A 12587-nucleotide genomic window follows, 5' to 3' on the forward strand; every position below is an offset into this window, starting at 1 on the left:
AACCTAACTGCCTAATGAAATTTAAGTATTCCCCCTATTTAGTCTTTTCCTTTTTCTTTCTATTTTCCTTCACTACGCTGGCAAGTGTAGACACCGTCGCGACTTACAGTGCTTCCATGCAAAAAGAAATCAAAGCTGTAGTGATCACGCCAAAAGATTACAACGAATCCAAGGATTATCCAGTCGTCTACCTGCTTCATGGCTATTCAGGAAACTATAAGAATTGGATCGAAAAAGTCCCTCAAATAGAAAGCCTTGCAGATTTATACGATCTGATTATCGTCACACCCGATGGTAATTTTGGAAGCTGGTACTGGGACAGTCCAGAAGTGGGAGACTCAAAATATGAGACTTACGTGAGCGAGGAATTAGTTGAGTTTATTGACCAAAAGTATAGCACAATTCCAAATCGTGAAGGACGGGCCATCACGGGTTTAAGTATGGGAGGTCATGGTGCACTTTACCTTTCTTTTCGTCATCAAGACACTTATGGAACAGCCGGAAGCTTAAGTGGAGGAGTAGATATTAGCCCATTTCCAGAAAACTGGGAAATGAAAAAATACCTAGGAACCAAAGCAGAAAACCCTGAGCGCTGGGAAGAATATTCTGTGATGTACCAAAGCAATCGTCTGATTCCAAACAAATTAAAATTAATCATCAGCTGTGGTACAGAAGATTTCTTTTACGATGTCAATGTAAAGCTCCACGAAAAACTAGCCTATAATAATATCCCCCATACATTTACCACAGGTCCTGGAGGCCATACCTGGGAATATTGGGCGGATGCAGTGCAATACCAATTGCTATTTTTTCATAACTATTTTGAGCAGTCAAAGTAGCCTATCTTACTCCTGTGTTTTTCAACATTATCTAATTAATCTCATTCAATGATTAACCGCCGTGATTTCATAAAGCAAACCGGACTTGCCGTATCTGCTGCAAGTTTTGGACTAGCTGGATTCAATTCCCCGAAGGCTAAAGATTACAAAATGGGACTTCAGCTTTTTACGATCAGAGCTCCCATGGCAGAAGATCCAAAACTAGCTTTAAAAACAATTGCTGGATTTGGCTATCAGGATACCGAAACTTATGGTTATGATGGTGAAAAACAGGAATTCTATGGAATGCCGGCTACTGATTTCAAGAAGGTTTTGGAAGATAATTCTCTGGTAAGCACCTCTGGTCACTACGATTTTATCAAGTATTTCAACGGATCCTCCGAGGACTTGATGCGATATACAGATCAAAGCATTGTAGGAGCTCATGCCCTAAACCAAAAGTATATTACCTGGCCATGGCTAGATCCAGAGTCCCGCTCCATTGAAAAATTCAAGATCTTAGCTGATAAGCTGAATTTGATTGGAGAAAGAGTGAACAAAGCCGGACTTGGCTTTGCCTATCATAATCATGATTTTGAGTTTATTGACCATAACGGTGAAATAGGCTATGACATCATTTTGCAAAATACAGATCCAGAGCTAGTCAAACTTCAGATCGACCTGTATTGGGTCGCACATAGCTCTCCACTATCTGCCCATGAACTTTTCATGAAAGCGCCAGGCAGATTTGTCATGTGGCATATCAAAGACATGGATAAAGTTTCGAGAGACTATACCGAAATGGGGAATGGATCAATTGATTACACCAAAATTCTCCCAGCTGCTAGCCTCTCCGGAATGGAATACTACTACATTGAGCAAGGAGGGAATTTCGCGCAAAACCCTATTCAAAGCGTAAAAGAAAGTGCTACCTATTTTAAGAAGAATCTGATTAACTTATTTGCTTAGGGGTCATCCCAAACATTTCCCCCTTTATACAGAAAAACAGTCAGAAGCTAAGGGCTCAATCATTAGGACAAGCACATCTCTGTACGCCCATAAATCCACCAACGGTGCGGAAATCACGTTACTAAGCGATAATTTTAAAAATAAAATAGTCATATATGGAATCGAGCATGTTCAATCCTACTCAGATTGGGATTTTTAGATCATATAAAATTCTATTTGACCAAAGAAAACCAAATATAAACATATGAAAAAGAGATACTTATTAGGCGTGGGCCTGATGCTGCTTCTCGGCAGCAATGTCCAAGCACAAGATGAAGTGATCGAAAAGATCATCAAAGAGGAAACTGAAAACTCCCAACTCAAGCAGATAGGACACGAATTGATGGACGGTATCGGCCCAAGATTGGTAGGTTCCCCTCAAATGCAAAAAGCGCACGATTGGGCAGTTGCAAAATACAAAGGCTGGGGCATAGAAGCTCGCAATGAGCAGTGGGGCGAATGGAGAGGCTGGGAAAGAGGAATTACCCACATCGATATGGTGGCTCCTTGGACAAAATCCTTGGCAGGGCAGCAATTGGCTTGGAGTCCATCTTCTCCAAAAGGTGGGGCTCAAGGTGAAGTAGTGGTAATCCCTGAACTAGCAGATGAAGCTGCTTTCAAAGCATGGCTTCCTTCTGTAAAAGGCAAATATGTAATGATCTCCGCTCCTCAGGTGACAGGCCGTCCTGATTACAACTGGGAGGAATTCGCTACTGAAGAATCTTTCGAGAAAATGAAAGAAGAACGTACTGAATCTAATACAGCTTGGAACCAGAGACTTCAAAAAACAGGTCAAGGCAGAAGAGAATTACCTATCGCACTTGAAGATGCAGGGGCACTAGGTATCATCACTTCTTACTGGTCTCAAGGTTTCGGAGCAAACAAAATCTTCTCCGCATCAACTAAAAAAGTACCTACTGTTGATCTTTCTTTGGAGGATTATGGCTTGCTTTTCAGATTGGCTGAAGGTGGCGAAAAACCAATGATCAACCTTAATGCGCAATCTAAAGAAAACGGCATGGTTCCGACTTTCAACACAATTGCTGAAATCAAAGGAACTGAGAAGCCTGACGAATATGTGATGCTTTCTGCACACTTTGACTCATGGGATGGCGGTACTGGTGCTACGGATAACGGAACTGGTACAATCATGATGATGGAAGTGATGCGAGTATTAAAAGAAGTATATCCTAACCCTAAGCGTACAATCTTGGTAGGTCACTGGGGTTCTGAAGAGCAGGGACTGAACGGTTCTAGAGCTTTCGTAGAAGACCACCCTGAGATGATGCCTAAAATCCAGGCGCTTTTCAACCAGGATAACGGAACCGGTCGTGTGGCCAACGTATCTGGACAAGGCTTCATTCATAGCTATGAGTATTTGGGTAGATGGATGTCCAAAGTACCTCGCGAGATCACCAGAGATGTGGAAACTACTTTTCCTGGCAATCCAGGAGGTGGCGGATCTGACTATGCCTCCTTCGTGGCAGCTGGTGTTCCGGCATTTTCATTGAGCTCTTTGAACTGGTCTTATTTCAACTATACTTGGCACACTAATTTAGATACTTATGATAAAATTGTGTTTGATGACGTTCAGAATAACGTGATCATGGCAGCAATCATGGTTTATATGGCGAGCGAAGAGGACGACATGGTATCCAGAGAGGTACGTGTACCACTCGGAAGAGGTGGTGAGCCGGCAGAATGGCCAGCAGTAAGATCTCCTACTAGAAAAGGTGGAGTAGAATAGTATTAACCTCTTATCTATATATTAAAAGCCACGGGAAACTGTGGCTTTTTTGTTTTTATTTACCGCAGATGGCACCAGCAACCCTCTCTCCCACATAGAGAATTAGGTTATAGCCCAAATTCCTTTGCTTAAGTAAAGAATACTCTAAAACAAAAATATAAAAACCTGCCGTACAGAATTCACGGCAAAAGCATTCATATATAAATGCCGCACTCTCGAAATTAAGCTCTGCCAACTCTGCGGGACTTTATGGGCTTTGCGGTTAATAATATTTTTCAATATCCTCATTTCCACGCCATATTAGCGCAACAGCAAAACCTTTTGTAAATTCCTGATAAATCCCCTTGTCATGAATAGATTTCTTGCACTCTTTCTTCTGGCTTTTATCCTTATACAACCTAGTGTTTTTGCACAGCAAAAAATCCTAAAAGAAGCAATTGATAGAGCTCAGACAGAAGGGTTTTCTGGAGTAGTACTCGTAGCAGAAGATGGCAAAATACTTCTCGAAGATGCGATGGGAATGCGAACCTATGAAAATCGTGTACTCCTACACGAAAGCGATATTTTCGAATTAGCTTCCCTATCTAAGCAATTCACTGCAATGATGGTTATGATTTGCAAGGAAAAAGGACTTCTGAGTTTTGATGATCAGCTTTCGAAGTACATCGAAACTCCATACCCGGGAATTACCATTCGTAATCTTCTCACCCATACCAGCGGATTACCGGATTATCAGGCCGTAATGAATCAGCATTGGGACAAAAGCAAAGTAGCCGGAAACCCTGAGATTCTTGAATACCTGCGCAAATACAAACCAGCGAAGTCATTTGAACCTGGCGACAAATACGAATACAGTAATACGGGCTATGTTCTTCTTGCTAGTATTGTGGAAAAAGCAACTGGAGAGGATTTCGTAGAACTTATGCGGGAGTGGATTTTTAAGCCTCTTGCCATGAAAAACACGGACATCCGATCTTTGGAGGAAAAAGCGAAGGTTAAGAATTTTGCCGCAGGACACATCAAAGATGGGAACGGCAATTATGTAAATGCAAATACATTCCAATCCTCCGATTACACAATTTGGCTGGGCAACAGAAAAGGCCCGGGAAGAGTCAGCAGCAATGCAGAAGATTTGCTGAAATGGGATCAGGCTCTTTATACCGAAAAGCTAGTTTCCAAAAAGACCATGGAAGAGGCTTATAGTGCATTCAAGCTAAACGATGGAACACGCAGCTATTACGGATTTGGCTGGGAGATAAAGCCTCAAAGTCCATTTGGGAAAATGGTCATGCATACTGGTGGAAACCCTGGATACTCAACGATCATCGTTCGCTATTTGGAAGAAAATAAAACCATCATCATCCTAAACAATAATGCTCACCCAGATATGATGAGACTAGTGGAAGCAGCTACCCTTTCTTTGGGGAAATGGTAACTGCTTCCTACAAAATCAATCGCCCAAAGCAGGCATTCTAAAAGTACTCACCACAGGAGTTTCATGCTCTTTTGCCATGATTTCTTCAAATTTCTTAATCAAATCCGGGTGATCAGCAGCAATATTGTTCTGCTCCAGAATGTCCTTTGAAAGATCATACAACTCGATTTCCAAGTTATTTTCCTTAACTATATTCTGACGTACGGCTTTCCAGTTTCCCATTCTTACGGCTTGCTGACCGCCAGTTTCGGGAAATTCCCAATAGAGATAGTCATGCTTATCTTGTTCTTTCCCCATCAATTCCGGCAGGAAGCTTTTTCCATCCAAATTTTCAGGAACAGATGCGCCTACCAACTCGGCCAGGGTAGGGAAAATATCGTAAAAAACTGAAATGTGATCCGAGGTACTCTTCTCAATCTTTCCTGGCCAGCTTACCAACATTGGAACTCGAATACCTCCTTCGTATAGGAAGCCTTTTGTTCTTCCAAAGCCGTTAGTGAAAGGAGCAGAGCTTTCGAAATGCTCATAATCTACCCCACCTACATAAGTTGGACCATTGTCACTGGTTACGATGATCATGGTATTTTCTTCCAAACCAAGCGCTTGTATCTTAGCTCTAATTTCCCCTATCTGCTGATCAAGCTTGGTGATCATCGCCGCATAAGTAGCATTTGGATATTGATTAGGAAAATAGCCTTTGTTGCCATTATAAGGTTCTTCAGATCCAAATTCGGAAATATATTCCTGTCGATCTTCATTCGGAATCTGCAAAGGAACATGTGGAAGCGGAGAAGCATAGTATAGGAAAAATGGCTCATCCTTATTTTCCTGGATGAAATTCATCGCCTTTTCATGCATCAAATCCGGTGCATAATCATTCTGCTCATATTTGGCATAACTCGCCGGATCATTTGGATCATCACCTTCCCCCAGTTTGGTAGCCGGAACGACCAAGTCATTATCCAACATCACTTTTTCTTTGTTTTCCCAAAGGTGTGTTGGGTAGAGATTGTGAGCTTGACGCTGGCAATTGTATCCGTAGAAATAGTCAAAACCCAAGTTATTTGGAATTCCTTCCGTCAATGGCGCACCCAAACCCCACTTACCTACAATACCTGTTTTATAACCAGCTCTTTGAAGCATCTTGCTCATGGTCTCTGTTTCTGCAGGGAGATTTCTCTGCCCCTCAAGGTTTGGATCTGCAGAAGCTTTGGCATAATCCCATACATCTCCACGCTCTTTCATAGCATCATTTCCGCGTATATAAGAATGCCCCATATGCATTCCTGTAAGCAAAACGGATCTCGCAGGAGCGCAAACTGGTGCACCGGAATAATGATTCGTAAAAATCATTCCTGTCTCTGACAAGGCATCAATATTCGGCGTTTTGATTTTCTTCTGACCTTGATAACCTACCTCACCAAAACCTAAATCATCGGCCAAAATAAAAATTATATTGGGCTTAGTGGGCTTCTGTTCTTCAGCTTCTTGGCATGAAAAAAATGAGAGTACTAGAATTAGAGAGAGAATATTTCGTGTCATAGCAATGTGTTTTCAAATTCGAAACTAAAGCAATTCGAGGGCTTTTGTAAGCCGCTCATCCCTATTTCCAGAAATTAGATAAAAAGGAAAACCGCTTTCCTTCGCCAATTTGGTGTATAAATCAAGAAAGTAATTTCGCATCTCCAATTCTGGATATTCCCGCAAAGGGTCTGGTGTCCAGGGTAAATCGGTATCGGTAAGAAAGATTTTAGCATACTTTCTGGCAGTTATTTGCTCTAATACCCAAGGATCAGTCTTCCCAAATCTATGCTCCGACCAAATGTGGATAACTCGCAAATCTGTATCACAAAAAAGATACTTTTCCGCTCCTTTAGCTATCTCATCTTCCAAGGCAACCTGCCCTTTCCCTATTTCCAACAAATCCTCATACCGATATTCTCTACCTAACTGATCTAAGTATTCACGTGCATATTCTGGCACCCAAGGCTCCCCAAAGTGATTAGCCAGATCTTCTGCCAGTGTGCTTTTGCCTGTTGATTCTGGACCGAGAATTAAGATTCGTTGTGGATTGGGCATTGATAAGGTTTTTTACCGCAGAGGCCACGGAGTCAATACGGAGGGGCGCAAAGCAGAATTTTAAGTGGTATGAATAAGGCTGAAAGCCCAAGATACTTAAGCCCAGCCTAACGGGCTGGGTTAGCAATTATTTAGTTTCCCTTAGCTCTGAAAGAGCGAAATAATATCTAATTATAAAGCATAAATCTCATGTCTTCTCGCTGATTTGGTCCAAGCAATTAATCCTATAATCGCCAAAATAGTGAAGAAAAGGTATTGAAATGATGTCAGGATCAGTCCTTTGTAAAAATAAAGTGGTACAGCCACCAAATCAGTCAAAATCCAAAATATCCAGTTTTCCACTTTCTTTTTTGCCATCAACCACATCCCTACAAAAGCTGAAGCAGTAGTGAAGGAATCCCAATACGGCACATCGCTGTCGGTGAAATTGACCAAAACATATACGAGAACAACATAAGACAACACAAATATTCCTAATGAAACCGCCCAACCCGAAGGTTTGAGCCAAGTCACAGGCAGCTCCGCTTTTCCCTCCTTCGGATGAGTCCAAACATACCAGCCGAAAATAGACATACTGAAGTAATAGGCGTTAATACCCATGTCGGCGTAGAGCTTGTATTGCAAACAAATCCAAACGTAGATGAGCGTAGAAATAATGCCCGTGGGATATACCCAAATGTGCTCCCGCATCGAATAAACCACAGAAGCAATTCCGAAAAACACAGCAATAGCTTCCAGCCAAGTCATCGCAGCAAGGCCTTCCCTTATTCCATCATATAAAAATTGGAATTCCATTATGCGAAGAAAAGGAATAAAATTGTAAGTACTTGTCCGCAGTGGCGGATTGGAGAATTGCCTGGCAGGAAAATACTTAACCAAAAGCGGAAATATCCAGCCAATAAAAATGCCTCCCAACCATGGGAAGCATCTTTAATGGAAAGCAACTTTGATAATCGCTGTTCTTAGAAGTGCTTAACAAGTGGGTAAATAGGCTTTTCTCCATCCCTTTGCATATCCCAAATTAGATCTCCATTCAGCCAAAGCTTCTTAACGATTACAGAATTGCCACTATAACTAAATTCAGCTTGCAATTCATCTATTGATCCATCTTTCCACTCCAAATAGGTGGTTGGTATAGCTTCATCCTCTGATGAATTTAAAATCACATTTAGTATGTACTTATCCACACCCGCCAAAGGCTCCGGTTCTACAATCCTGGGAAAGCTTTTCAAATGGTTAATCTTAGAGTCATAAACCTCCACTTTCTCTCCATCGAGGAGAAAAGAAACTGACAAATCGCTCGCTTCAAGGTGTTTCGGCTCGCTTGGGTCCAATAAATCAACATTCTCTTGATTTACTACATTGAAAAGGAAGGCCACGTCAAGGTTGGTACATCCGCAAGGCTTTTCTGCTTCCTCACAAGAAAACAGTACCAAAACTACCGGAATTAGAACCCAAAAACGTTTGCTGAAAATTTTCATAATTTCATTTTAATGTAAAAAAACTGCTACAAAATATGGATAAAGCGACACGCCAAGATAATTCAAAGAACCTTGAAACATCATTCACATGTAAATGACGGTTCCTTCATTACAAACGCTACAGCAAATTTGTCTACTTCCCCCCAAGCCATTCGCCTAAACGAACTAGTATATCTTAACATATCGCGAATTAAGGATTGCTATCCATATCCGACAATTTGCTGCAAGCTTCAAACTTTCCAAGGAGTTCCTCTGTTCCTTTCGTAACTTTGTCCCCTATGACTTTGAGTACATTAACAGCCAATACATCCATCGATTCCCTCGATCCCAAGGAATTCATTATCATCAAAAACGCCCGGGTGAACAACCTGAAAAGCCTGAGCGTCGCAATTCCAAGAAATAAATTTGTTGTTGTAACCGGGCTCTCGGGCTCTGGAAAGTCTTCTTTGGCTTTCGATACGCTGTTTGCCGAAGGCCAACGCATGTATGTGGAAAGCTTAAGTTCTTATGCCCGCCAGTTTCTCGGCAGGATGGAAAAACCCGATGTGGAATACATCAAGGGTGTAGCTCCGGCCATCGCTATTCAGCAAAAAGTCAATACAAAAAATCCTCGCTCCACCGTAGGGACAACAACAGAAATTTACGATTACCTCAAGCTACTTTTCTCCAGAATAGGGAAAACAATCTCGCCTATTTCTGGGAAAGAAGTAAAGCATCACACCGTCACAGACATCGTGGATTACATTCAATCTTTTGAAGAGGGATCAAAAGTCATGATTTCCTGCCCGCTTCAAATTGAGCGTGGAAGGAAGATCAACCAAGAGTTGGAATTGCTCTTGCAAAAAGGATATACACGGATTTTAATTGACGATGAAGCCTATTTTGTCGAAGATTTGCTTCAGGAAAAAAAGATTCAAAAGGGGAATTATGAGATCTTAATCGACCGTGTGGCTGTTCACAAAAAGGATGAAGACAATCAATTCCGTATTGCTGATTCGGTGCAAACTGCGCTTTTCGAAGGTCACGGAGATTGTAAGATTACCATTCCTGGTCAGGAGACTAAGAGTTTCTCAGATCGCTTTGAACTCGACGGCATGCAGTTCGAGATCCCCTCGGTCAACTTCTTCTCTTTCAACAATCCATTCGGTGCCTGCCGTACCTGCGAAGGGTTTGGAAATGTGCTGGGAATTGACCCCGATCTGGTTATTCCCGAAAAGGACCTTTCAGTCTATGAAGGCGCAATTGCTCCTTGGCGAGGGGAATCCTCACGAGTTTGGGTGGAACCGCTTTTGAAAAAAGGAATCGAGTTTGACTTCCCTATTCATAGAGCTTATGAGGATCTGAATGACAAGGAAAAAGCCTTGCTTTGGACGGGGAACAAGTATTTCAAAGGTCTGGACGCATTTTTCAAAGACCTGGAAACCAAAACTCATAAGATTCAATATCGCGTAATGCTTTCACGTTTCCGCGGTCGTACGACTTGCCCTGACTGTAAGGGAACGCGCTTGCGCAAAGATGCTTCTTATGTAAAAATCGAAGATAAATCCATTCAGGATATCGTGCTGATGCCGATTGACGAAGCATTGCCATTTTTCAATAGCCTTGATCTTCCACCCCATCAGGCAAAAATCGCGAACAGATTGCTGAAGGAAATCCAGAGTCGATTGGAGTATATGGATCAGGTTGGATTAGGATACCTGACTTTGAATCGATTGACCTCTACTCTTTCTGGCGGGGAATTTCAGCGTATCAAATTGGCGACTTCCTTGGGCTCTGCGCTGGTAGGCTCCATGTATATCTTAGATGAACCAAGCATCGGTTTGCATCCAAGAGACACCGATCGCTTGGTCGAAGTGTTGAAGTCACTTCGAGATCTGGGCAACACCGTGATCGTAGTTGAACACGAAGAAAAGGTAATGAAAGCGGCTGATCAGATCATTGATATTGGCCCAGATGCTGGTGTACATGGAGGAGAGTTGCTTTTCCAAGGGACAATAGCTGAACTGATGACCTCCGCTCAGACGCACACTGCCAAATATTTGCGTGGGGAAGAGTTGATTTTCCAGAAAGATGGCAATCGCAAGTGGAAGGATTCAATTACGGTAAAAGGTGCTAGGGAAAATAACCTTAAGAACATTTCTGTAAAATTCCCGCTGAACACGCTCACCTGTGTAACTGGAGTTTCCGGTTCAGGCAAGTCTACTCTGATCAAAAAAGTGCTTTATCCTGCTTTGGGAAAAATGCTGGGTACTGTCATCGACGAAAGTGGAAAGTACGACAAGATCGAGGGAGACTACAAATCCATTTCTCAAGTGGAATTTGTGGATCAAAACCCTATAGGAAAGTCGTCCCGATCTAATCCTGTGACTTATGTGAAAGCCTATGACGCAATTCGTATGCTTTTCTCCGAGCAGCCTATTTCCAAGCAGCGAGGCTATAAACCTGCTTTTTTCTCTTTCAACGTGGATGGTGGTCGCTGTGAAAATTGCGCCGGAGAAGGAATCACCACTGTTGAAATGCAGTTTATGGCAGATATCCATCTCACTTGCGAATCCTGCAAAGGCAAGCGATTTAAGAATGAGATATTGGACGTAAAGTACAAGGAGAAGGACATCTCTGACGTATTGAATATGACCATCGATGAAGCCTTAGATTTCTTTAAGGGAAAGACTCAGATTATCAACAAACTGCAACCACTACAGGAAGTTGGGCTTGGCTATATTGGTATGGGACAAAGCTCCAATACACTTTCTGGCGGGGAAGCGCAGCGTGTAAAACTGGCTTCCTTCCTAGGTAAGGGCGGAACTAAACAGGGTGATCATATCCTATTTATCTTTGATGAACCGACGACTGGACTACACTTCCACGACATCAAAAAACTTCTGCATTCCATCAATGCACTGATCGATCAGGGACATTCAGTAATCATCATTGAGCATAATACCGAGGTGATCAAATCTGCAGATTGGGTAATCGACTTAGGACCAGAAGGAGGAAACAAAGGAGGATATCTGACTTTCGAAGGAACTCCCGAGGATATGATGAAAGAAGAGGGGAACTATACTGCGAAGTATTTGAGGGAGGCTTTTGTGTAATTCATGGCTTTCAGAAGGATGACCGTTCCCTTTTAACTTCTTAATTCTTATTAAATCAAAGACTCGGTATTTTATAAACCTCATCTTAATGGATATATTAGTTCAGGTGTTTTTCGTATCCTAACTTTAAATCCATCATGATCTATCGCATCCTATTTCTATTTTTCCTATCAGTGATTCCACTAGTTACTTTTGCTCAAGAACGAGTAGTGGTTACTGATCCAGACATCAAATTCAGCTATGTTTTGCCAAAAGACTGGCAGGTAAGTGACGACGGCTATGATTATAAGATAATTGCTAAAGAAATAGATAATGCAATCCTATCTATAACCTATCTAGAAAGCGCTCAGGGGACAGAAAATTTTGAATCGGTAGGTGCAAAGCAATCCTTCAACGAAGATTTTCTTTTTGAAATTCAGTACATTTTACCTGAGGAGTTTCCGAATTTAAAAGTGGAGGAAAATGGAACAACTACGATCGATGAAACTCCGGCTAAGTGGGTGAAATTCTCTTATGGCACAAATGGAGATAAAACGGGAGTTTTCTACATGTACCAAAAGCTCAATCAAACCTTCAAAATAACGGCAACTTCTACAGCGGAACAATTCGAAAAAGCGAAGCCATTTTTCACTTCAGTGATCAATTCTTTCAAAGCAGAAATGAGATAGAACGCAGGTTGCGTAAAGTTTACAATAAACCCAATATGCAGATTTGGGGTAGAGGCTTTTTCCAGATCGATGTAAATACTTTCTTTATCCAATGTCAGGTTTTTGACAAGCGTAGTTTTCCCTACCTGCTTAGGCCCCAAGAGCCCAACTACAGGGAAAATCGAGAGACATTCCCGAAGTAGTGGAAGTATTAGCCTTTCACCAAAAAGAAATACCTGGTAAACCTTACCAGGCACTTGTTATTATAGGATGATAG

At 41.9% G+C, this 12587-nt stretch carries 11 protein-coding genes; 6 read left to right on the top strand and 5 right to left on the bottom strand.

Annotation, left to right across the window (positions count from 1 at the left end; all coding sequences use genetic code 11):
* Nucleotides 1–14: 14 nt before the first annotated feature.
* From QOL76_RS04515 to QOL76_RS04530, 4 genes are all read left to right on the top strand, one after another.
* Nucleotides 15–839: an alpha/beta hydrolase gene (locus QOL76_RS04515; protein WP_283411840.1), complete on the top strand. Its 825-nt coding sequence runs from the start codon at nt 15–17 to the stop codon at nt 837–839.
* Between the two features lie 48 nt (nt 840–887).
* Nucleotides 888–1787: a sugar phosphate isomerase/epimerase family protein gene (locus QOL76_RS04520; RefSeq protein ID WP_283411841.1), complete on the top strand. Its 900-nt coding sequence runs from the start codon at nt 888–890 to the stop codon at nt 1785–1787.
* A gap of 244 nt (nt 1788–2031) precedes the next feature.
* Entirely contained in the window at nt 2032–3573 is a 1542-nt protein-coding gene (locus tag QOL76_RS04525) for a M20/M25/M40 family metallo-hydrolase (RefSeq protein WP_283411842.1), read from the top strand.
* Nucleotides 3574–3922: 349 nt separating this feature from the next.
* A complete protein-coding gene (locus QOL76_RS04530; RefSeq protein WP_283411843.1) occupies nt 3923–5008 on the top strand; it encodes a serine hydrolase domain-containing protein in 1086 nt (361 codons plus the stop codon).
* A 15-nt stretch (nt 5009–5023) separates the two neighbouring features.
* Here QOL76_RS04530 and QOL76_RS04535 read toward each other — a convergent pair whose 3' ends face one another.
* The 4 genes from QOL76_RS04535 to QOL76_RS04550 form a co-directional block, all read right to left on the bottom strand.
* Nucleotides 5024–6550, bottom strand: coding sequence for an arylsulfatase (locus QOL76_RS04535; RefSeq protein WP_283411844.1), 1527 nt, complete (start codon nt 6548–6550; stop codon nt 5024–5026).
* Between the two features lie 24 nt (nt 6551–6574).
* Nucleotides 6575–7087 carry an AAA family ATPase gene (locus QOL76_RS04540; protein WP_283411845.1) on the bottom strand — a complete coding sequence of 171 codons (513 nt, stop codon included), beginning with the start codon at nt 7085–7087 and terminating at the stop codon, nt 6575–6577.
* Between the two features lie 171 nt (nt 7088–7258).
* The gene (gene pnuC / locus QOL76_RS04545; protein ID WP_283411846.1) at nt 7259–7882 is read right to left on the bottom strand and encodes a nicotinamide riboside transporter PnuC; all 624 of its coding nucleotides are present in this window, start codon (nt 7880–7882) and stop codon (nt 7259–7261) included.
* Between the two features lie 167 nt (nt 7883–8049).
* On the bottom strand, nt 8050–8568 hold the full coding sequence (locus QOL76_RS04550) for a hypothetical protein (protein ID WP_283411847.1): 519 nt from the start codon (nt 8566–8568) through the stop codon (nt 8050–8052).
* A gap of 278 nt (nt 8569–8846) precedes the next feature.
* Between QOL76_RS04550 and uvrA the strand changes: the two genes are divergently transcribed.
* Together uvrA and QOL76_RS04560 are read left to right on the top strand one after the other, a co-directional pair.
* Nucleotides 8847–11663, top strand: coding sequence for an excinuclease ABC subunit UvrA (gene uvrA / locus QOL76_RS04555; protein WP_283411848.1), 2817 nt, complete (start codon nt 8847–8849; stop codon nt 11661–11663).
* 137 nt (nt 11664–11800) lie between these two features.
* The gene (locus QOL76_RS04560; protein WP_283411849.1) at nt 11801–12331 is read left to right on the top strand and encodes a hypothetical protein; all 531 of its coding nucleotides are present in this window, start codon (nt 11801–11803) and stop codon (nt 12329–12331) included.
* On the opposite strand, the gene QOL76_RS21295 is transcribed toward QOL76_RS04560, so the two are convergent.
* Nucleotides 12229–12567, bottom strand: coding sequence for an AAA family ATPase (locus QOL76_RS21295; RefSeq protein WP_465251394.1), 339 nt, complete (start codon nt 12565–12567; stop codon nt 12229–12231). The genes QOL76_RS04560 and QOL76_RS21295 overlap by 103 nt on opposite strands.
* Between the last annotated feature and the right edge of the window lie 20 nt (nt 12568–12587).

This window comes from Algoriphagus winogradskyi (assembly GCF_900182815.1).
GTDB classification, from domain to species: Bacteria; Bacteroidota; Bacteroidia; order Cytophagales; family Cyclobacteriaceae; genus Algoriphagus; species Algoriphagus winogradskyi.

What these genes read in the sequence shown, in the direction of transcription:
- uvrA (WP_283411848.1), top strand. Translation starts at nt 8,847, where the DNA reads ATGACTTTGAGTACATTAACAGCCAATACATCCATCGATTCCCTCGAT.
- QOL76_RS04560 (WP_283411849.1), top strand. Translation starts at nt 11,801, where the DNA reads ATGATCTATCGCATCCTATTTCTATTTTTCCTATCAGTGATTCCACTA.
- QOL76_RS04550 (WP_283411847.1), bottom strand. Translation starts at nt 8,568, where the DNA reads ATGAAAATTTTCAGCAAACGTTTTTGGGTTCTAATTCCGGTAGTTTTG.
- QOL76_RS04535 (WP_283411844.1), bottom strand. Translation starts at nt 6,550, where the DNA reads ATGACACGAAATATTCTCTCTCTAATTCTAGTACTCTCATTTTTTTCA.
- QOL76_RS04530 (WP_283411843.1), top strand. Translation starts at nt 3,923, where the DNA reads ATGAATAGATTTCTTGCACTCTTTCTTCTGGCTTTTATCCTTATACAA.
- QOL76_RS04515 (WP_283411840.1), top strand. Translation starts at nt 15, where the DNA reads ATGAAATTTAAGTATTCCCCCTATTTAGTCTTTTCCTTTTTCTTTCTA.
- QOL76_RS04525 (WP_283411842.1), top strand. Translation starts at nt 2,032, where the DNA reads ATGAAAAAGAGATACTTATTAGGCGTGGGCCTGATGCTGCTTCTCGGC.
- QOL76_RS04520 (WP_283411841.1), top strand. Translation starts at nt 888, where the DNA reads ATGATTAACCGCCGTGATTTCATAAAGCAAACCGGACTTGCCGTATCT.
- pnuC (WP_283411846.1), bottom strand. Translation starts at nt 7,882, where the DNA reads ATGGAATTCCAATTTTTATATGATGGAATAAGGGAAGGCCTTGCTGCG.
- QOL76_RS04540 (WP_283411845.1), bottom strand. Translation starts at nt 7,087, where the DNA reads ATGCCCAATCCACAACGAATCTTAATTCTCGGTCCAGAATCAACAGGC.